We start from the raw sequence: 18,276 nt of genomic DNA, 5'->3' as shown, positions 1-18,276 counted from the left end.
TCACTCCTCGGCGGGGCGGCGTACGGTGCCCCGCGCCCCGGCGACGACGGCCCCGAATCCGACCGCCATGAGCGGCATCCCCATCTCGAACGGCAGCTCACCGACCCAGTTGATGCTGTCGCGTTCCGGCAGCGCGCCCAGGCTCACCGCGACCACCGCACTGGCGAGGAACATCCCGGCCACCGCCGCGCCGATCGCGAGCTTGGCGCACGCCACGCTCCGCCCGGCCCAGAGGCCGGCCAGGACGGCGATCACCAGGGACACCACGACCAGCCAGGTCCAGCCGCCCTCGGTCTCCAGGTAGGCCCAGCCCGAGTACGACCACTGGTGGCGGCGGCTGGCGCGGAACCACGGGATCAGGTAGCCGAGCAGCGCGGTGGCGCTGCCGACAGTGAGCAGCACGTCGGGGGCCGGGCGGTACCAGCGAGGGGAGTCGTCCATGCGTCCGGAAGGTAGCAGTGCCATGATCCACGCGCACGGTCAGCACCAGCCGTTTATCGGCCCGTTGACCCCGGTGGAGAGGTAGGCGTCGGACACCCAGCTGCCGTCGCTGAGCCGGTCCCACAGCGCGGTGGTGCCGTAGCGGCCGGTGTGCGAGGTGCCGTTGGCGGAGCAGGAGATGGTGACTGTGGCGCCGTCGGCGACCGATCCGAGGGCGCCGTACCCCGTTCCCGGGCCGGAGCGCCGCGTCAGCGTGCCGCCGCCGTTGGCGTCGACGACTCCCTGGTTGAAGCCCAGCGCGCCGTAGTTGTAGACGCCGCCACCGCCGCCGACGTAGGCGGACCCGTGCCGGGCGCCGCCCTGGTACGCCGCCGCGCCGCTGACGAAGTCCCACTTGCCGATGCCGTGCCCGGCGATCGGGACGTACGCCGAGTTCTGCCGCAGCCCGAAGTGCACGTGCCGGCCGGTGGCGGAACCGCCGCAGGTGACGTCGGTGCCGGTGTTGCCCAGGACCGTGCCCTGGGAGACGCCCGCGCCGTTCACGGAGATGCTGCTCCACAGGTGGTAGTAGTCGGTCGAGTAGCCGCGGTCGTGGATGACCCGGATCCAGCCGGTGCACATCGTGTACGCGGTTCCGGCCCGCGCGGCCCGGACCACCTGGTCGCCACCGGCGAGGTCCACCGAACTCCACGGCGCGGCGGCGCCGCCCCAGCCGTGCGGCCCCGAGGTGAGCGTCCACGTCTGCCCCACCGCGAACGGCAGGGCCATGCCGGTGCGGAAGTCTCCGCCCGCGTACATCGGTGTGACGGGCGTGGTGAAGACGGCCTTCTCGGTCGCGCTCACCAGCGGCGACGTGGCGGCCAGGTCGCCGAACGCGGCCTCCCCGTCGAACGCGACGGTCCAGCCCTTGGCGTCGGCCCGGGCGAGGAACACCGAACCGGTGGGGTGCGCGTCCGCGGCCCGGTCCGCCGGCAGCACGGCGGTGCCGAAGGCCCACCGGCCGTTCGCGCGGGTGACGGTGATCCGGGCCTGCTGCGCGTCCGCCGTGCGGGCGGTGGCCGCGTCGGCCGAGCCGAGAAGTTTCGCGGTCACGGCGTCGGCGACGGGTCCGGGTGTCGCGCGAGGTGCCGCAGTGGCGGGTGCCGGCGCCACCGCCCAGGCACCGATGGCCGTTAGGGCGCAGGAGAGCATGAGCCGTCGCATGGAGCCTCCTTATCGACATCTGTCACTGAATGGAGAGGCTATCGACGGTGGTGAAAGTTGTCTACGACTCTCGGCGCGACGGTGAAGGATCTGTGCATCGGGGCGTATCCGGAAGTGGATCTTCCGGCGGTGGTGGGTTGAGTCGCCGCTGGCCGGGTAGCTGAGCGGGATGCGAGTACCGACCCTGGTCAAGACCGCTGCGGCAGTCACCGCGACCGCCGCCGCGGGCGCCGCCGCCACCTCCACCGGCACCTCGTCGCGCTGGTACCGCCGCCTGCGCAAGCCCGCCTGGCAGCCGCCGTCGGCCGCGTTCCCCCTGGTCTGGACCCCGCTGTACGGGCTGATCGCGGTGGCCGGCGCCCGGGCGCTCGACCGCTCCGAAGGGCCCGAGCGCGCCGCCTTCGCCCGCGACTACGCGCTCAACCTGGCGCTCAACGCCGGCTGGAGCGCCCTGTTCTTCGGCGCCCGCAAGCCCGGCGCCGCGCTGGCCGGGATCGCCGCGCTCAACGCGTCCAATCTGGTGCTGCTGCGCCGCGCGGCGCGCACCGACCGCCCCGCCGGGGCAGCGCTCGCCCCGTACGTCGCGTGGACCCTCTTCGCCACCGCCCTCAACGGCGCGATCGTCGGCCTCAACCGGGGACGGTGACCGGATCAGGCCGGGTCGACGCCGGTGGACGCCGGGCGGGTCGCGCGCCACGACGCCAGGAGCCGTAGCCGGTCAGCGTCCGGGCTGCCCGGCTCGGCGGTGAAGACCAGCACGACCGGGCCGGGGTTGCCCGGCAGCGGATAGGTGTCCCAGTCCAGGACGATGTCGCCCAGCCCGGGCACCCGGAACGTCTTGGTGCCGCTGACCGAGGCGCGGACGTCGTGCCGTGCCCACAGCCGCCGGAACTCCGCGCTGCGGATGCTCAGCTCGCCGACGATCGCGGTGGCGCGGGGATGGGTCGGGTCGTCGGCGACGGCGGCGCGCATCATCCCGATGTAGTCCAGCGCCTGCCGCTCCCAGTCCGGGCAGCTCCGTCCCCCGGTCAGCACGTCGTCGAACAGCAGCAGGAGCATGTTGAGCCGGCCGGGCGGGAGGTCCGCCGGGTCACCGAGCAGCGCCTGCGCCATCGGGTTCCAGTCGAGCAGGTCCAGATGCCGGCCGAGGACGACCGCCGGGGTGTCCATCACCCGCAGCAGCCGTCGGGTGCCGTCCGGCACCCGCTCCGGACCGTGGTCGACACGGGCGGGCATCGGCCGCCGGGCGGCCCGGGCCAGCGTGAACAGGTGCCGACGTTCGGTGTCGTCCAGCCCGAGGGCGCCGGCGAGCGCGTCCAGGACGTCGTCGGAGGGGCGTACCTCCCGGCCCTGCTCCATCCGCTGGTAGTAGTCGGTGCTCAGCCCGGCCAGCAGGGCCAGTTCCTCCCGCCGCAGGCCGGTCACCTTGCGCCGCCCGCCCGGCTCCAGGCCGACGTCGCGCGGGCGCAGCCGGCCACGTCGGGCGCGCAGGAAGGCGCCCAGTTCGCGTGCGTACGGATGTGGGCTGCTCATGCCGCCAGTCTGCCGCGACGCCGCACGCCCAGGGTAGGTCCCGCGGACCTAGGCAAACGCGAACGACCGAGACCGCCCGGATCGCTCCTAGCGTCATCGCTGATCGCGAACCGCCGTACCCGAGGAGCAGCAGATGACCGGATGGACCACCGATCGCATCCCCGACCAGCGCGGCCGGGTCGCCGTCGTGACCGGCGCGAACTCGGGCCTCGGCCTGGTCACCGCCACCGAACTGGCCCGCCGCGGCGCCCACGTCGTACTGGCCGTGCGGAACACCGTCGCCGGCCGGGAGGCCGCCCGCCGCATCGGCGGCGACACCGAGGTACGCGAGCTGGACCTGGCCCAGCTCGAATCGGTACGCGCGTTCGCCGCGAAGCTGACCGCCGACCACCCGACGATCGACCTGCTGGTCAACAACGCCGGTGTGGTGCTACTCGGACCGCGCCGTACCTCCGCCGACGGCTTCGAGCTGCAGTTCGCCACCAACATGCTGGGCCCGTATGCGCTGACCGGCCTGCTGCTCGACGCGCTCGCCGAGGCGCGGGCGCCGCGGGTGGTGAGCCTCAGCTCCCTCACCCACCGCAACGCGCGGCTCGACTTCGACGACCTGATGTCCGAGCGCGACTACCGGGCCTCTGCCGCGTACGGCCGGTCGAAGCTCGCCACCACGGTCTTCGGCGTCGAACTGGACCGCCGCCTGCGCGCGGCCGGGTCGCCGGTCGTCAGCGCGCTGGCGCATCCCGGCCTCACCCGCAGCAACCTCACGCCGCGCGCCTGGGAACACCGCGGCCGGCTCGGCCGGATGATCGGGCGGCTCGGATCGCTCGCCACCCAGCCGGTCGAGCGGGGCGTGTTGCCGCAGTTGCGGGCCGCGACCGACCCGGAGGTACGCGGCGGCCAGTTCTTCGGTCCGTCCCGGTTCTTCGAGACGTGGGGTCCGGTCACCGAGGCGCGGCTCAGCCGGCAGGCCGCCGACCCGGCCGTCGGAAAACGCCTCTGGGCTGCGGCGGCGGAGCTGACCGGTGTTCGTTACCTCTGAACCGGTGGCGCGCAACGACGCGGCCGAGTGGGATTTTGCACTCCCAGTGCACTTGTCTGGAGTTCCGCGTCTGCCTAGCGTCAGGCCATGGCTGACTCGTGGACGTTCGCAGTGGCCCGTGACGACCTCGCTCGCACCACACTCGTCGACGGCGCGGTGCCCGACCTCGCCGACGGGGAGGTGCTGCTGCGCGTGGACCGCGTCGGCCTGACCGCCAACAACGTCACGTACGCGGTGCTCGGCGAGGCGATGCGCTACTGGGAGTTCTTCCCGCCGGAGCCCCGAGGGATCGACGGTGGGTGGGGTCTTCCGCCGCTGTGGGGCTTCGCCGAGGTCGTTGCATCCACAGTGTCGGGAGTCGAGCCGGGCCGGCGGGTCTACGGCTACCTGCCGCCCGCCGGTCACCTGGTGGTACGCCCGGACCGGGTGGACGAGTCCGGATTCCGCGACGCCAGCACGCACCGGGCCGGCCTGCCCTCGCCGTACAACGCCTACCGGTCCACCGACGGCGATCCCGCGTACCGGGCGGAGCAGGAGGACCTGCTCATCCTGTTCCGGCCACTGTTCTTCACCTCGTTCATGCTCGCCGACCAGGTGATCGACGAGGACGGCTACGGGGCGCGGTCGCTGGTGCTGTCGTCGGCGTCGAGCAAGACGGCGTACGCCACCGCGTTCGAACTGCACGGCCGCGGCCCGCGCCTGATCGGGCTCACGTCGCGGGGCAACCTCGCCTTCACCCGGTCGCTGGGCTGCTACGACGAGGTCCTCTCCTACGACGACATCGGCACGCTCGACGCGGTTCCGACCGTCTACCTCGACCTGTCCGGCTCACCCACGACCCGCGCCGCCCTGCGCGCGCACCTCGGTGATCTGCTCGTCCGGGACATCGCCGTCGGCCTCACCCAGCAGATGCCCAACGCGGGTGCCGCCGGGGAGGTCTTCTTCGCGCCGGTGCGCATCCGCAAGCGGAGCCAGGACTGGGGCCGGACCGGCCTCGACGAGCGGTTCGCCGACGCCTGGCAGCGGTTCTCCCAGGTGGTGAGCGGATGGCTCGACGTGCGGGTCGGCACCGGCCCGGAGGCGCTGCGGGACGCATGGCTCGACGTGCTCGCGGGCCGTACGCCGCCCCGGGTGGGCCACGTCGTCCAGCTCTGAGGACGTCGCCGATTTCGACCGTGACGCGCCCGCTCGGCCGATGCGCGCTAGGCTGACGACGCGGGGTACCGATGATCGCCACCCCTTTGCTTCTCCCACGGTTTCCCAGCCGCGATGACTGAGTCGAGCGCTGCCGTGCAGATTCCCTTGGAGCACCTCGTGCCCGACGACACGTTCGCCCTGAACCCCTTCCGTGTGGAAGGGCTCGGGGCCACCGACGACGCGCCCAGTCCGGTCGCGGACGTCAGCGCCGAATCCATGACCCGCCTGCGCAGCCCGTTCGACGCCGCGCGTCCCGCTCGCGAGCCGGCCGGCGAGCCCGCCCGACGCTGAACCTTCACCCGGGCGGCGGCCCCGGCCGTGCGCACCGGTGCCCGACGTGACCGCCGGGCGCGGTCACGTCAGCGGTTGAGGTAGGCGGACAGGCCGCCCAGTTCCTCGTTGGCGATGAAGACCGAACGGACGTTGATGATCGCCTCCTCGACGTGCGGCGGGCAGCCCCACGCCGAGTCGCCCCACGAATCGGCGATCTTGATTTCGGCGGGTGCCGTGCAGCCGTCGCCACCGCCGAGCTGACACTGCTCGGGGCGGGGAGTGGCGGCCTGCGCGGCTGCGGCGGCGCGCAGCCGGGCGGTGAGTTCCGCCGCCGCGGCGGCGCGCTGTTCCGCCTCGGCCCGTAGCTCCCGCTCCGCCCGCACCACCCGGGCCAGCTCGTCGTGGGCGGCCCGGGCCCGGGCGTCCGCTTCGGCCTTCGCCTGTTCGATGTGGTGACGTTCGATGGCCAGGGCGGCGGTGCCGGTGAAGACCCGGGCGAGGGCCAGGTCGGCGTCGCGCGGGACACGCGGGGTGCGGTGGTACATGGCGAACGTGCCGAGCAGGCTGCCGTCACGCGCCAGGATCGGCGTGGACCAGCAGGCGGCGAGCCCGGCCCGCTCGGCCAGGTCGCGGAAGTCGGCCCAGAACGGGTCGGTGGCGATGTCGGTGACGACGACCGGTTCCCGCCGGTGCGCGGCGGTGCCGCACGAGCCGACACCCTCACCGGTGGCGATCCCGTCGATGGCCTCGTTGTAGAAGTCGGGCAGGCTCGGCGCGGCGCCGTGGCGCAGGTGCCGGCCGTCCGCGTCGGCGAGCAGGACGGAGACGAGCACCTCCTGCGGCGCGAGGTTCTCGATGCAGCGGGCCATCCCGTCGAGCACCTCGGTCAGGGGTGCCTGCCGGGCGATCTGCTCCAGCATGGCGCGGTGTTCGGCCATCAGCCGTTGCGCGTGCTTGACCTGTGTGGTCTCCACCCCGATCACGCGGATCCCGGTCACCGTGCCGGTGGCGTCGCGGCGTGCCTCGTAGGTGAAGTCGAAGAACGCCTCCCGCGCCTGCGACCCGGTGCCGAGCATGATCCGGGCGTCGTGGCCGGTGTAGGCGTCGCCCGTGCGGTAGACCTCGTCCAGCAGGGCGATGAAGCCCTGGCCGTCCAGTTCCGGCATCAACTCGGCGAGGGCGACCCCGGTACGGGCGCGTTCCTCGCCGATGGCGGCGAAGAACGCCGGGTTCGCCGCCTCCACCACGTGCGTCGGCCCGGCAAGCGCCGCGAACACGGCGATGGACTGCCCGAACAGCGCCCGTAGATCCTCGTCGGCGGGCTGCCCGGCGACCGACGAGCTCGCCTGCTGGCCCGGTAGCGCCGTCATGCCTGGTCTTCCTCCCACGCCTGCCTCGTCGATCGCTGCCACATTACGGGGCAGTGGCAGGCGTTCACATCTTGGCATCGACGCCCGCCTCCGTTACCGTCGTGGGAACGCTCCCATGAACTTAGATACGTCTATGTGATCAGGAGGAAACACGACGTGGCTATCCTCTCGTCCCGCCGCAGTTCAGCGGCCATCAGCGTGGCCGCGGTCGCGGGGCTCGCCGCGGCCGGCGTCGGTCTCGCCGTCGGCGGCGCGTCCGCCGGCACCGTGTCCGGATCGCTCTACCGCGACCCGAGTTCGGCGGTGGTTCGCTGGGTCGCCGCAAACCCCGGCGACTCCCGCGCCGCCGTCATCCGCGACAAGATCGCCAGCCAGCCGCAGGCGCGCTGGTACGCCAACTTCAACCCGTCGACCATCCAGTCCGAGGTCTCCTCGTTCATCGGCGCCGCCAACGCGGCACAGCAGATCCCGGTGCTGTCGGTCTACGAGATCCCCAACCGGGACTGCGGTGGGGCCAGCGCCGGTGGCGCGCCGGACCTCAACCAGTACCAGACCTGGGTGTCCAACTTCGCCAGAGGGCTCGGCAACCAGACGGTCCTGATCATCCTGGAGACCGACTCGCTCGCGCTCCAGACCTGCCTGAGCCCCAGCGAACTCAGCGCGCGCAACCAGGCGCTCACCACGGCGACCCAGACCATCAAGTCGGGCAACCCGAACGCCAAGGTCTACCTCGACGGCGGTCACTCGACCTGGAACAGCGCCAGTGACACGGCCAACCGGCTGCGCGCGGCCGGCGTGCAGTACGCCGACGGGTTCTTCACCAACGTGTCGAACTTCAACCCGACCTCCAGCGAGGCGAACTTCGGCCGGGCGGTCATCTCCGCGCTCAACGGTATGGGCATCTCCGGCAAGCGCCAGGTCATCGACACCAGCCGCAACGGCGGAGCCGCCGGGGACTGGTGCGCAGACGACAACACCGACCGGCGCATCGGGCAGTACCCGACGACGAACACCGGCGACGCCAACATCGACGCGTACCTCTGGGTGAAGCCGCCGGGTGAGGCGGACGGCTGCCGCTACACGGCCGGTTCGTTCCAGCCGGACCTGGCCTTCAGCCTCGCGAACGGCGCGCCCAACCCGCCCACCACGGCGCCGCCGACGACCAACCCGCCGACCACCGCACCGCCCACCACGGCGCCGCCGACGACCGCACCGCCCACCACCGCGCCGCCGACCACGCCGCCGCCCGGCGGTAACGGCTGCTCCGCAGCGGTCGCGATCAACCAGTGGAACGGCGGCTTCACCGCCAGCGTGAACGTCACCGCCGGCTCGGCGGGCATCAACGGCTGGACCGTGACCGTCGCGCTGCCTGGCGGCGCCGCGATCACCGGCACCTGGAACGCCCAGGCCAGCGGCACCAGCGGCACCGTCCGGTTCACGAACGTGGGCTACAACGGGCAGGTCGGCGCCGGCCAGACGACCAACTTCGGTTTCCAGGGCACCGGCACCGGCCAGGGCGCCACCGCCACCTGCGCCGCCTGACCAAACCCGACCGACCCTCATGTCGCGGCCCGGCGTGGAGGAACTCCTCCACGCCGGGCCGCCCTCGTCCATCGGTACGCACCACGCCGGAGTCGCCCGCTACACACGGTCTGCGGACGTCAGCGTCGATTCCACAACCGCCTGCAACGTCCACCGTCCAGGACCCCGACAGTCCGATCCCGACTAGCATCAGCCTCCGAGCGGAGTCAGGCGGCGGCGAACCGCCGCGCCCTCCTCAGGTTGAGCGCCAACTCCTCGCGGTTCTGGTGTGCGTGGCGGATCCACGCCGGCTGGCCCGGGCCGGTACGCCAGGACTCGCTCAGCGGACTGTTGTCCACAGTGTCGAAGCCGAACCGGTCGTAGAGCCGCGTCACCAGCTCGACCGCCTCCGGGTGGTCGCTGGAGACGGAGAGCGCCAGCCGGTCCGGCGCGCCGGCGGGCCGGGCCGAGGTGAGCAGGCGTGGCGCCTGGATGTGGGTGAACGCCTTGGCGACCTTCGACGTGGGGAGCTGCTCCTGGCGCAGCTCGTGGACCGTCTTCTCGCCCGAGTCGAGGACCGGGATGTTCCCGTCCCGCCAGACCATGTAGTTGTTCGTGTCCAGCACGACCTTGCCGGCCAGCTCCTCGACCGGCATGTCGTTCACGACCTTCAGCGGTACGGCGACGATCGCGAAGTCGCCCGCTGCCGCCGCCTCCGGCGCGTACGCCGCCCGCGCCGACGGACCGAGTTCGGCGACCAGGTCCGTCAGCGTGTGCGGCCCTCGCGAGTTGGCGATCACGACCGTGTATCCGGTCGCTACCGCCGCGCGGGCGAGCTGGCTGCCGACCTCACCGGCGCCGATGATGCCGATGGTTGTCATCGTCGGTCGCCGTCAGCGGCGGCGGTGAGCTGCCGGAGCATCTCGGCCGAGTCGTGCAGGGCGGTCATCTGCACGAACCGCCCGTCGCTGACCTTGTAGATGGCGTACTCGACGATCTCGAACGAGGCGCCGGAGGGCGGTACGCCCAGCCACTCCTTCACCGGGGTGCCGTAGTTGATCGCGCGGACGGCGATCCGGTCGCGGTCGAACAGCAGTTCCTTGACCTCCCAGCGGAGGTCCGGAACGGCGTCCACGTCATGCTTCTGCACCGCGATGACGTCGTCCCGGGTGCCCGGCTCGCCGTTCAGCATCACCGTGTCGTTGATGAACTCGTCCATGCCGTCGAACTCGTGGGCGTTGAGCGCGGCGACGTAGCGCAGGTACCAGTCGCGGAGATCGTGCTGAGTCATGTCACTCTTCCTTCGATGTGCGGAGCGCGGTCGGGGTGGACGGCTACCAGCTCAGGAGCCCGGAGTCGTCCTGGAGGGTTCCGGTCGGGCCGTCGGGGGGAAGCGTCGCCAGGCGTACGACGGTCCGGGCGCTCTGCGCCGGAGCCCTGCCGCCGCCGATCGCGGCGGTCAGGTCGGTCGCGGTGTAGCCCGGCTCGACCGCGTTGAACCTGATGCCCGGCTGGGACTTGGCGTACTGGAGGGTGATCATCGTGGCGGCGGACTTCGACGCCGAGTAGAGCGGCGACGTCAGGTCGTACTCCGGCCGGTCGGGGTTGGTGACCGCCCAGAAGGAGCCGGCGCTGCTCGACACCGTGACCACAGTCGGATTCGACGACCGGCGCAGCAGGGGCAGCGCCGCCTCGGTGACGCGGACGATCCCGACCACGTTGGTGTCGAAGACGCGCAGGGCGCTCGGCCCGTCGACGACGCCGTGCTCGGCGATGCCCGCGTTGTTGACGAGGACGTCCAGCCGCCCCTCGTCGGCGTCAATGGTCGCCAGCGCCTTGGTCACCGAGTCGTCGTCGGTGACGTCGAGGGGCACGAACCGCGCTCCGAGGACCGAAGCGGCCTCCTCGCCTCGCCTGGTGTCGCGCGCTCCGACGTAGACGACGTGTCCCAGGTCGAGAAGCTGTCTGGCGGTCGCGAAACCGATGCCCTTGTTCGCGCCGGTGATCAACGTGATGGTCATGCTCTTCCCTCGTGGCGAAGTTTTGTACTGATCGGTTCGTGGATCACCGTAACAGCTTTCTGTACCGATCGGTTGGTGGGTTGGGTCACTTCTGTACCGAGCGGTATAGTCGAGCCATGAGCGCTGAGACTCCGACCCCGGGGCGGCCGCGGGCCTTCGACGAGCAGACGGTCCTCGACCGGGCCGCCGAGGTCTTCTGGCAGCAGGGCTACGAGGGCGCGTCGCTGAGCTCACTCACCAGGGCGATGGGCATCAACCGGCCCAGTCTCTACGCGGCGTTCGGCAGCAAGGAGGAACTGTTCAGGCGGGCCTTCGACCGCTACCGCGAGACCAACCTCGCGAACGCGCGCGCCGCCCTCGAACAGCCGACCGCGTACGCCGCGATCGAAGCCTTCCTGCGCGCCAGTGCCGACAACCTGACCGCGGGCGGCCACCCCGCCGGCTGCCTCTCCATCCAGGGCGGCCTGGCCTGCTCCCCGGAGAACGCCCGCATCTCCGAGATCCTCGCCGCCGGCCGGGCGGCCACCGAGGCGGCGCTCGAAGAACGGCTGTCCCGTGCGGCGAAGGAGGGCGATCTCCCGGACGGCCTGGACAGCCGGGCGCTCGCCCGTTTCGTGATGGCGCTCAGCGAGGGGCATGCCGTCCACGCCGCGGCCGGCGCGAGCCGCGAGGATCTTCAGGCCTCCGTCGACGTCGCCATGCGGGCCGTCGCGGCGCTGCACCCCGGCGCCGGAGGGTAACCGGGCTCGACATCGCAACCGACCACCGCTCATCCCGCGGCTGACAGGCGCCGCTACCCGGCGAGCGCCTGGGTGCCGACGATCGTGAGCAGGGCGAGGCGGTCGGCGTCCTCGGTGCCCGGCTCGGCCGTGTAGATCATGATGCGCAGGTCGCTGCCCGCCACGGTGAGCACGTCGCAGTCCAGGGTCAGCGGTCCCACGTACGGATGATCGATGGTCTTGCGGGCGGCCTCGTGCCGCCCGACGGCGCCGGAATCCCACAGCCCGGCGAAGCGGTCGCTGTTCGCCCGCAGTTCCGCGACCAGCCGCCGGAGCCGCTCGTCGGCCGGATACCTGCCGGCGGCCGCGCGCAGGTCCGCGACGAGCGCGGTCTCGAACGCCCGCAGGGACTCCGACGTGTGCCGGGCCCGGCTGCCCGGGCCGAGGAAGTGCCGCCATGCGGCGTTGCGCTCGTTGCCGCGCCATCCGGACGGATCGCCCATCAGCGCCGCGTACGGCGGATTGGCCACGAGCAGCGTCCAGGACGCGTCGTAGACCGCGACCGGTGTCCCGGTCAGCCGGTCCAGCATCCGCTGGACGCTCGGGGAGATGTAGGCGGGCACCGCCGCCGGGCCCGGCATCGCCAGCCCGGCCAGCCGGAACAGGTGCGCGCGCTCGTCGCCCGACAGCCGCAAGGCCCGAGCCAGTGCCTCGACGACCTGTGCCGACGGGTTCGACGCGCGACCCTGTTCGAGGCGCGTCACGTAGTCGACGGAGATCCCGGCCAGCAAGGCCAGCTCCTCACGGCGCAGCCCGGCCGCGCGCCGGTGCCCGCCCGCGGGCAGCCCGGCATCCTCGGGCGATACCCGGTCACGCCAGCGGCGCACCGCCCGCCCGAACTCGCTCGTCGCCATGCCCCCAGTCTGCTCCGCCGCCCGCGGCCCTGACTGGTATCGGCAGTCCCAGGAAGACCGGGTGACTGGCTGACCGTCCCACCCGGCGAGAACCTGGCTCCATGACGACGACACTGATCACCGGAGCGAACAAGGGCCTCGGCTTCGAGACCGCCCGCCGGCTCGTCGCCGCGGGCCACACCGTCTACGTCGGCAGCCGGAACATCGAACGCGGGCGACGCGCCGCCGAGCAGCTGGGCGCGCGGGCCGTCCAGCTCGACGTCACCGACGACGCCTCGGTGCGGGCCGCCGCGAAGGTCATCGAGGCCGCCGGCGGGCTCGACGTACTGATCAACAACGCGGGCGTCGAGGGACGCGGCCCCGGCAACGTCGTGATCGGCGCCGCGGACGTGACCGCCGACATGATGCGGGAGACGTTCGAGACGAACGTCTTCGGCACGGTACGCGTCACCCACGCCTTCCTGCCGCTGCTCCAGCGCTCGGCCGCCCCGGTCGTGGTCAACCTGAGCAGCGGGCTGGCGTCGCTGACCCGGGTCACCGACGCGGGCACCCCCACGTACGCGTACCCCGGGATCGCCTACCCGGTCTCGAAGGTGGCCGTCAACATGATCACCGTGCAGTACGCGAAGGCGTTCCCGGCCATGCGGATCAACGCGGTCGAGCCCGGCTTCACCAGGACCGACCTGAACGGCAACACCGGCATCCAGACCGTCGAGCAGGGCGCCGAGATCATCGTACGGATGGCGCAGGTGGGTCCGGACGGTCCGACCGGAGGCTACTTCGACGCCGAAGGCCCTCTGCCCTGGTAGTGGTGGGTCTCGCTGTGACCCTGAAGGGGGGCGACCAGAAAATCTAGGCTGGAACGACTAGACATCCTCAACGGTGTGGAATAATCTTCCTCGAGTCGAGAAGAAAGATCCGTCAAGATGCGGACGGGCCGCCCGGGCGTGAGGTCACGACGGACGGCAAGAGCGGAATTCGTTCCGCAGCAGTAGTGGGAGCACGACAGCCCCAAACGCATGATGCGCGAGGGGCACGCAGGTGGGGCCGAAGCTTGCTCAGGGCTCCAGCTGATGTTCGTCGCACGTGCCGGGGCCATGAAGTCGCGTGGGCTCCGGTGCTGGCGGACCGTACGACCAAAGGGAAAGTGGACGCAGAGGAAAGGGAGGGCCGTACACCGTTGGATCGCCCGCCGACAGCCGTCACTCCAGGCTCGGCGGACACCGCAGTTTCCATCGAACGAGAGGTGGTCTCCGGTCACGCATATGCGATCCTCGCACCCGAAGCCTTCAGTGGCTGGTGCGAATACGACAAGCCGACGTAACTGTCGGTAGATGGTGTTCTGACCCGTAACCCTGGGCCCCGGCGCTTGCGCGCCGGGGCCCTCGACGTGGAGGTGAGATGGGGCAAAACCTCGATGACATGTTCGGCGACGAGAACACGCCGGCCTACACGATCGGTCAGGCGGCGGAGATGCTCGGCGTTACGCAGGACTTCCTGCGCCGCCTGGACGAGGCCAGGCTGATCAACCCGCACCGCTCTGCCGGCGGGCACCGCCGCTACTCCCGCTACCAGTTGCGTCTGGCCGCGCGGGCCCGCGAAATGGTGGATCAGGGCACCGCCCTCGAAGCCGCCTGCCGGATCATCATCCTCGAAGACCAGCTCGAGGAGGCCCTGCGGCAGAACGAAAAGCGGTAGCGGGGGCCATGGCCAAGCTGGCCGGCCCGCTCCGGGGCGGTTCAGGCCGCGGCCGACGGAGTTGGCGTCCGGATCACGTGCTATGGTTGCCGCGTTGCAGTTTTGATTTCCGTAGACGTTTTCTGGGCGCCTGATGGGTATCTGAAACCCGTCCAGGCGCCTTTTCGTTTTTCGTGTCGTTTCGATGCGGGTGATCAACGCGGCGGCGTAAGGGTCCGCAGAGTGCGGTCTCTCACAGCCTGCGAAGGAGCAGACATGGCTACAGGTACCGTGAAGTGGTTCAACGCCGACAAGGGCTTCGGCTTCATCAGCCCGGACGGCGGCGGCGCCGACGTCTTCGCCCACTTCTCCGCGATCTCGGCGAGCGGCTTCCGCAGCCTGGACGAGAACCAGAAGGTGGAGTTCGACGTCACCCAGGGCCAGAAGGGCCCGCAGGCGGAGAACATTCGCCCGCTCTGATCCACGCTCTGCAAGCGGCGGCCCGACTGGTTCAGCGGGCCGTCGTTCGGCGTCTCAAGCGTTCGCCACACGGCAAGCGAAGACCGTCTGACCGGCAACACGCCGGGTCGTCTCGGTCGGGAGCCGGCTCGGCCTCGCACCCGATCTCCGGCGCCGGCCTGCCAAGCATCGACCCTTACCCCTAACGAGCCGAATACCGCATCGCCCGGACCCGGGGGTGCACGGCGTCACCTTTTGAAGGGTTGATGACCATGACGACGAACTACTCGGGTCCGGCGAGGCTGATCCTGGTCGACGGCGCCTGCATCTCCGGCATGGCTTCCCTCAGCACCAACCAGCGCGGAGGACTCAACGGCTGGGGCGGCACGTTTCGTCCGGATGAGATCACGGCAGACCTTCGCAACGCAGCCCAAGGGCTGCAGTTGGAGCTGCCCTACGATCGGGTGGGGACTGTCGCCGTCACCGGCATGCGCAAGCTCCTCGCCACGCAGGTGCTGGTGTCGTTGCAAGGCCACGGGCCCGCACCATTCTGATTGTGCGCCGCGCGGCGGAACGTCGTTAGCCTCCGATGAGGTGCGCGGTGTGCGCTCCCCAGTGGATGCCAACCCGGGTGAACCGGTGCCGACGCGGGTCGCCGCGACCGACCGCCGGTCAGAACCTGAGGTTCGTGTGCGCGGGGTGTGCTCCTGGGCTGCGACAACGGCGGCCAGGGGAACGTGGGCCACTCCCTTTTACCCTGGTGAACCCCGAGGTCGCTAGACTAGGCCTTCGCGCCCTCGTAGCTCAGGGGATAGAGCATCGGTTTCCTAAGACGACGCTCTATCTCTACCTATAGGCTGGTGACCTGCGGGTTCCTATTTTGTATTCACTTCAGTGGGTCGCACGCGCGCGTTGCTGTGGTCGCTTGCTGAAGATCAGCAGAGCTGACGTAAGTCCTGCTCAGGCCGTACTTTGGTCGGGCCGACGCGTTCATGCCGGAATCCGGTGAAGTTGCCGCGCCGCGTCAGTCTACGGTGCCGCGAAGGCCGGGGTCAGCAGCGTGACGGGTTTGGCTGCGCGTGCCGGGTGGTGGTGACCGACCCAGAGCTCGTCCGGTGAGATATTGGGCGAAGTCGGGGTGGCCGGTCCGGCTCTGCAGGGCGAGGCCGCTCCGGGCGGTTGTTGTGAAGGGCGGCACGGAGCTGGTCGTACTCGTCGCGTGGTGTGGCGGGGCTCGCTCGCTGGAGGTCAGCAATCGAGGCGGTGCGTGCGATTGGTCGCGCTCCTGCTGCGGGCTTGGTCAAGCCCGCGGGCTCTTGCGGGGGACGCGCAGGCAGTAATGAGTCCGATCAGACTTGGATTGCGACGGGAACGCCGATCTGCTGGGCGACGGGTGTCCAAATGTCGACGTCTTGTTCCGGGGTCTCGATGGATACGGCGAGAGCGTAGCGTGCGCCGGAGTCGCTGCCGTCACGCTTGGGGTTCTCCTTCCACCATCCAGTCACGGGGAAGATGGCTATGGCGCCGCACCCGGCGAGATCCGCCGCTGATCCTTCCCAGATATCGGTATGGAGGGAGCCTGCGGTTCGTTGATTACTCCCGAAGATCCACTGCCTGGCGTCATTGGTGCTACTTGGTCGGCGCTCCTCTTCGGCTAGCGCTCGTTGATTAATGCGCTTGCGGAAAAGATCAGTGGACTCTGTAGGCCGCCGGATGTCGAAGCGAAGGCCGTGGGATGCGTAGCTGTATCTCCGTTGCCAACCGCGGCGTCCGGGGTTGGGCTCGATGAAGTACGACAATGTCACGCGCATCCTGACCTGCGCGGCTCCGAGTCCTGTCAGAACGTCAGTGGGCCATGGCAGGTTGTGAAGGTGCATCTCCCTCATGGTTCCGTCGCGGTAAGGGTGGATTGTGTCCTGAACGATAAGGGTGAGTGCGTCGCTCGCGCTGCGGGTCGCACGATCTAGGCTGGGTAGGCCCATTCCGTATCGTCTGTGGAGCTGATGGACCGCGGCCTTGCCTACCCTGCGGGCTCGGTCGACGCGCTGTTGCATGGCAGTCGTCCACTCCGCAGAATGGACGATCAGGGCACGAACCGTCTCAGGCCAAAGTGTCGGGTAGTCAGCAAGGATCGATGCGGCTAGGTGAGCAGCCTGGGCTGTGGCGGCGCTGGTTGCGCAGGTGGTTGTGAGGAGGCGTGCATCGACGCCCGGGTGTCGGGTGGTCAGCACCTGCAGGGCCTCTGGAGTGTCATAGCTCGTTCCTGCGGGCGAGCAGGCGACGTTGCCGCCTTCGAGCACGATGTCGGGCTTGACCGGCCATCTACGGCTGAACGGGACGGAAGTTCGGCTGTGTGGTGATAGCTCACCGCGGGGGGCAAGCGGTATCCAGCCGTCCCACATTTGCCCTGCGGATGCGAGATTATCCAGGCTTGTGTAGGCCCCCACGGTCAACGCGTTCCACGCTTGTCCGGGGTCCTCGACCGGCTCGACATCGTTTCGGGTCAGGTAGTCCTGCTGGAACTTGGTGCGCTCCACGTTCCCGGCGCTAATGAGGAAGAGGCGACGAGCTGCCTCCTCGGCCTGGTCAAGATAGACCAAGCCGTTGTCGGTGACGTCGATGCTTCTTCCGGCCGCGAGCGCATCGACAGCTGCAGACCACGACGTCGGTTCGCCCGTCACGCGACGGCGGCTGCCGTCCTCTCGGACCGGTCCTCCTTTTGCCGTAACAGCCATCGAGAACACCCGGCGACGCGCAGGGGCTTGAACCTCCACAAGGCTCGCCGCTGTGGCGGTAACTGCACCATGCAGCTCGGGTGGATGCGCCTGAGGAGGCGGCGGTACCAGCTTGACGGACTCTAGGCGGTGCCGAAGCTTTACTGGTCCCGCTGATCGTATAACCTTGCCAAGATCGCCATAGAGAGCGAGGCCGGCCATCTCTGTACCATGGCCACCGTGGTCGTCAAGCCGCCAATTCGGATCGCAAGAGTGGCAGTCAGTTAGGTCGAGTGAGTGTTCCAAGAGCGCATGGTTTTTGTGAACACCGGTATCGAGGATGCATACGGTGGGGGCTTCGGCTGAAGCAGCGCTTGTTCGGTCGACGAGTTGGTCTACCCACTCACGCTGTTCGCTGGCGGGCTCAGAGGCAATTTGTTGCGCGAGTTCATGAGGTTGACGTAGCTCAGCGAGGTCATCGAGCACGTCTAGGGCGGTTGCCAGATCCCGGGCGGTCGCTTCGACCAAGACGACCGTTCTGTCCGAGAAGCCCAGGGTGCGCGGGCCCATCCGGACTCTCGCCCGCTCGGCGAACTGCTGAAGACGGCCGATCTCGTTGCCGTCGCGGCGACGCAGCCACACTTCCCACCAGACGCGCGCATCCGGCTCTGGAAATTGCTCTGGCGGATCGGTCCATAGCGCCTCGACTGAAGCTAGCCTAACCGCTGCGATCCGGTCGACGAGGTTGGCGTTCTTCGGCTTGGCGTCATTAGTGGTCTCAGCGTAGCCCTCGAGCTTGGACAAGAAGTGACCAAGTTTGCCGTCTGGGACGAAGACGGTCGCCTGCTCCACCGGTCCTGTTGGCGTTTCGACTTCATGGACCGAGACCAGTTCTGGTTGGAGACCCCTGCGCTGCGATTCCAGCGATTGGAGTGCTAGGCCGACGCCAGGAAAGCTCTCGAACACTAGATACAGGCCGTCGATTGCTCCTTCGACGGTCGCCTCTCGTTCCGCACGCCTAGCCTGTGCGGCTATGTCGACTTCTCTCAGTTGCTCGGAGAGCCGTTGCGCGTGAGCCTGACGATCCGAGGGTGCCGCCACGGTGCCGTTGTCGCCCCCGCTTCCGGGGCGGCGGTATGGCTCGGCAGTGGCGGCTCGCGTGAGGAGGAGATGGGGGCGGTTTCGAGGGGCCATC

19 protein-coding genes are annotated in these 18,276 nt (G+C 69.9%); 10 read left to right on the top strand and 9 right to left on the bottom strand.

The window, feature by feature from the left end; genetic code table 11:
• Both O7604_RS06605 and O7604_RS06600 read right to left on the bottom strand, forming a co-directional pair.
• Positions 1–441: a hypothetical protein gene (locus tag O7604_RS06605; protein ID WP_269702534.1), complete on the bottom strand. Its 441-nt coding sequence runs from the start codon at positions 439–441 to the stop codon at positions 1–3.
• A gap of 39 nt (positions 442–480) precedes the next feature.
• Positions 481–1,644, bottom strand: coding sequence for a peptidoglycan DD-metalloendopeptidase family protein (locus tag O7604_RS06600; RefSeq protein ID WP_281579139.1), 1,164 nt, complete (start codon positions 1,642–1,644; stop codon positions 481–483).
• 169 nt (positions 1,645–1,813) lie between these two features.
• Here O7604_RS06600 and O7604_RS06595 point away from each other — a divergent pair, with 169 nt between their 5' ends.
• Entirely contained in the window at positions 1,814–2,290 is a 477-nt protein-coding gene (locus O7604_RS06595; RefSeq protein ID WP_269702531.1) for a TspO/MBR family protein, read from the top strand.
• 5 nt (positions 2,291–2,295) lie between these two features.
• Here the strand turns inward: O7604_RS06595 and O7604_RS06590 are convergent, their stop codons facing one another.
• Entirely contained in the window at positions 2,296–3,177 is an 882-nt protein-coding gene (locus O7604_RS06590) for a helix-turn-helix transcriptional regulator (protein WP_269702530.1), read from the bottom strand.
• A gap of 133 nt (positions 3,178–3,310) precedes the next feature.
• Here O7604_RS06590 and O7604_RS06585 point away from each other — a divergent pair, with 133 nt between their 5' ends.
• The 3 genes from O7604_RS06585 to O7604_RS06575 all read left to right on the top strand — a co-directional run bounded on the left by O7604_RS06585 (position 3,311) and on the right by O7604_RS06575 (position 5,704).
• On the top strand, positions 3,311–4,216 hold the full coding sequence (locus O7604_RS06585; RefSeq protein ID WP_281579138.1) for an oxidoreductase: 906 nt from the start codon (positions 3,311–3,313) through the stop codon (positions 4,214–4,216).
• 87 nt (positions 4,217–4,303) lie between these two features.
• Positions 4,304–5,371 carry a DUF2855 family protein gene (locus O7604_RS06580; RefSeq protein WP_281579137.1) on the top strand — a complete coding sequence of 356 codons (1,068 nt, stop codon included), beginning with the start codon at positions 4,304–4,306 and terminating at the stop codon, positions 5,369–5,371.
• 114 nt (positions 5,372–5,485) lie between these two features.
• Positions 5,486–5,704, top strand: coding sequence for a hypothetical protein (locus tag O7604_RS06575; protein WP_269702524.1), 219 nt, complete (start codon positions 5,486–5,488; stop codon positions 5,702–5,704).
• Between the two features lie 68 nt (positions 5,705–5,772).
• On the opposite strand, the gene O7604_RS06570 is transcribed toward O7604_RS06575, so the two are convergent.
• The gene (locus O7604_RS06570) at positions 5,773–7,056 is read right to left on the bottom strand and encodes a GAF domain-containing protein (RefSeq protein ID WP_269702522.1); all 1,284 of its coding nucleotides are present in this window, start codon (positions 7,054–7,056) and stop codon (positions 5,773–5,775) included.
• 156 nt (positions 7,057–7,212) lie between these two features.
• Between O7604_RS06570 and O7604_RS06565 the strand changes: the two genes are divergently transcribed.
• Positions 7,213–8,598: a glycoside hydrolase family 6 protein gene (locus O7604_RS06565; protein WP_269702520.1), complete on the top strand. Its 1,386-nt coding sequence runs from the start codon at positions 7,213–7,215 to the stop codon at positions 8,596–8,598.
• Between the two features lie 206 nt (positions 8,599–8,804).
• Here O7604_RS06565 and O7604_RS06560 read toward each other — a convergent pair whose 3' ends face one another.
• From O7604_RS06560 to O7604_RS06550, 3 genes are read right to left on the bottom strand one after another with little or no spacing between them, the layout of a single operon-like run.
• Positions 8,805–9,458, bottom strand: a complete 654-nt coding sequence (locus tag O7604_RS06560) for an NAD(P)-binding domain-containing protein (RefSeq protein ID WP_269702519.1) — start codon at positions 9,456–9,458, stop codon at positions 8,805–8,807.
• A complete protein-coding gene (locus tag O7604_RS06555; protein ID WP_269702518.1) occupies positions 9,455–9,868 on the bottom strand; it encodes an ester cyclase in 414 nt (137 codons plus the stop codon). The genes O7604_RS06560 and O7604_RS06555 overlap by 4 nt, the downstream gene beginning before the upstream one ends.
• Positions 9,869–9,911: 43 nt before the next feature.
• Positions 9,912–10,598: an SDR family NAD(P)-dependent oxidoreductase gene (locus O7604_RS06550; protein ID WP_269702517.1), complete on the bottom strand. Its 687-nt coding sequence runs from the start codon at positions 10,596–10,598 to the stop codon at positions 9,912–9,914.
• A 116-nt stretch (positions 10,599–10,714) separates the two neighbouring features.
• Here O7604_RS06550 and O7604_RS06545 point away from each other — a divergent pair, with 116 nt between their 5' ends.
• Complete coding sequence (locus O7604_RS06545) at positions 10,715–11,338, top strand: TetR/AcrR family transcriptional regulator (RefSeq protein ID WP_281579136.1); 624 nt, start codon at positions 10,715–10,717, stop codon at positions 11,336–11,338.
• Positions 11,339–11,391: 53 nt separating this feature from the next.
• Here the strand turns inward: O7604_RS06545 and O7604_RS06540 are convergent, their stop codons facing one another.
• Positions 11,392–12,231: a helix-turn-helix transcriptional regulator gene (locus O7604_RS06540; RefSeq protein WP_281579135.1), complete on the bottom strand. Its 840-nt coding sequence runs from the start codon at positions 12,229–12,231 to the stop codon at positions 11,392–11,394.
• 101 nt (positions 12,232–12,332) lie between these two features.
• Here O7604_RS06540 and O7604_RS06535 point away from each other — a divergent pair, with 101 nt between their 5' ends.
• From O7604_RS06535 to O7604_RS06520, 4 genes are all read left to right on the top strand, one after another.
• Entirely contained in the window at positions 12,333–13,040 is a 708-nt protein-coding gene (locus O7604_RS06535; protein ID WP_281579134.1) for an SDR family oxidoreductase, read from the top strand.
• Between the two features lie 592 nt (positions 13,041–13,632).
• On the top strand, positions 13,633–13,929 hold the full coding sequence (locus O7604_RS06530) for a helix-turn-helix domain-containing protein (RefSeq protein WP_135243078.1): 297 nt from the start codon (positions 13,633–13,635) through the stop codon (positions 13,927–13,929).
• Positions 13,930–14,184: 255 nt separating this feature from the next.
• On the top strand, positions 14,185–14,388 hold the full coding sequence (locus O7604_RS06525) for a cold-shock protein (RefSeq protein ID WP_135243079.1): 204 nt from the start codon (positions 14,185–14,187) through the stop codon (positions 14,386–14,388).
• Positions 14,389–14,639: 251 nt separating this feature from the next.
• Positions 14,640–14,921: a hypothetical protein gene (locus O7604_RS06520; protein WP_281579133.1), complete on the top strand. Its 282-nt coding sequence runs from the start codon at positions 14,640–14,642 to the stop codon at positions 14,919–14,921.
• A gap of 795 nt (positions 14,922–15,716) precedes the next feature.
• Here O7604_RS06520 and O7604_RS06515 read toward each other — a convergent pair.
• A complete protein-coding gene (locus O7604_RS06515) occupies positions 15,717–18,182 on the bottom strand; it encodes a S8 family peptidase (protein WP_281579132.1) in 2,466 nt (821 codons plus the stop codon).
• Positions 18,183–18,276 lie beyond the last annotated feature (94 nt).

Origin of the sequence: Micromonospora sp. WMMA1947, assembly GCF_027497355.1 — a bacterium.
Classification (GTDB): domain Bacteria; phylum Actinomycetota; class Actinomycetes; order Mycobacteriales; family Micromonosporaceae; genus Micromonospora.
Note: the sequence above shows the minus strand (reverse complement) of the source record. Positions and strands in the feature narration are given on the sequence as shown.

What these genes read in the sequence shown, in the direction of transcription:
- O7604_RS06605 (WP_269702534.1), bottom strand. Translation starts at nt 441, where the DNA reads ATGGACGACTCCCCTCGCTGGTACCGCCCGGCCCCCGACGTGCTGCTC.
- O7604_RS06600 (WP_281579139.1), bottom strand. Translation starts at nt 1,644, where the DNA reads ATGCGACGGCTCATGCTCTCCTGCGCCCTAACGGCCATCGGTGCCTGG.
- O7604_RS06595 (WP_269702531.1), top strand. Translation starts at nt 1,814, where the DNA reads ATGCGAGTACCGACCCTGGTCAAGACCGCTGCGGCAGTCACCGCGACC.
- O7604_RS06590 (WP_269702530.1), bottom strand. Translation starts at nt 3,177, where the DNA reads ATGAGCAGCCCACATCCGTACGCACGCGAACTGGGCGCCTTCCTGCGC.
- O7604_RS06585 (WP_281579138.1), top strand. Translation starts at nt 3,311, where the DNA reads ATGACCGGATGGACCACCGATCGCATCCCCGACCAGCGCGGCCGGGTC.
- O7604_RS06580 (WP_281579137.1), top strand. Translation starts at nt 4,304, where the DNA reads ATGGCTGACTCGTGGACGTTCGCAGTGGCCCGTGACGACCTCGCTCGC.
- O7604_RS06575 (WP_269702524.1), top strand. Translation starts at nt 5,486, where the DNA reads ATGACTGAGTCGAGCGCTGCCGTGCAGATTCCCTTGGAGCACCTCGTG.
- O7604_RS06570 (WP_269702522.1), bottom strand. Translation starts at nt 7,056, where the DNA reads ATGACGGCGCTACCGGGCCAGCAGGCGAGCTCGTCGGTCGCCGGGCAG.
- O7604_RS06560 (WP_269702519.1), bottom strand. Translation starts at nt 9,458, where the DNA reads ATGACAACCATCGGCATCATCGGCGCCGGTGAGGTCGGCAGCCAGCTC.
- O7604_RS06555 (WP_269702518.1), bottom strand. Translation starts at nt 9,868, where the DNA reads ATGACTCAGCACGATCTCCGCGACTGGTACCTGCGCTACGTCGCCGCG.
- O7604_RS06550 (WP_269702517.1), bottom strand. Translation starts at nt 10,598, where the DNA reads ATGACCATCACGTTGATCACCGGCGCGAACAAGGGCATCGGTTTCGCG.
- O7604_RS06545 (WP_281579136.1), top strand. Translation starts at nt 10,715, where the DNA reads ATGAGCGCTGAGACTCCGACCCCGGGGCGGCCGCGGGCCTTCGACGAG.
- O7604_RS06540 (WP_281579135.1), bottom strand. Translation starts at nt 12,231, where the DNA reads ATGGCGACGAGCGAGTTCGGGCGGGCGGTGCGCCGCTGGCGTGACCGG.
- O7604_RS06535 (WP_281579134.1), top strand. Translation starts at nt 12,333, where the DNA reads ATGACGACGACACTGATCACCGGAGCGAACAAGGGCCTCGGCTTCGAG.
- O7604_RS06530 (WP_135243078.1), top strand. Translation starts at nt 13,633, where the DNA reads ATGGGGCAAAACCTCGATGACATGTTCGGCGACGAGAACACGCCGGCC.
- O7604_RS06525 (WP_135243079.1), top strand. Translation starts at nt 14,185, where the DNA reads ATGGCTACAGGTACCGTGAAGTGGTTCAACGCCGACAAGGGCTTCGGC.
- O7604_RS06520 (WP_281579133.1), top strand. Translation starts at nt 14,640, where the DNA reads ATGACGACGAACTACTCGGGTCCGGCGAGGCTGATCCTGGTCGACGGC.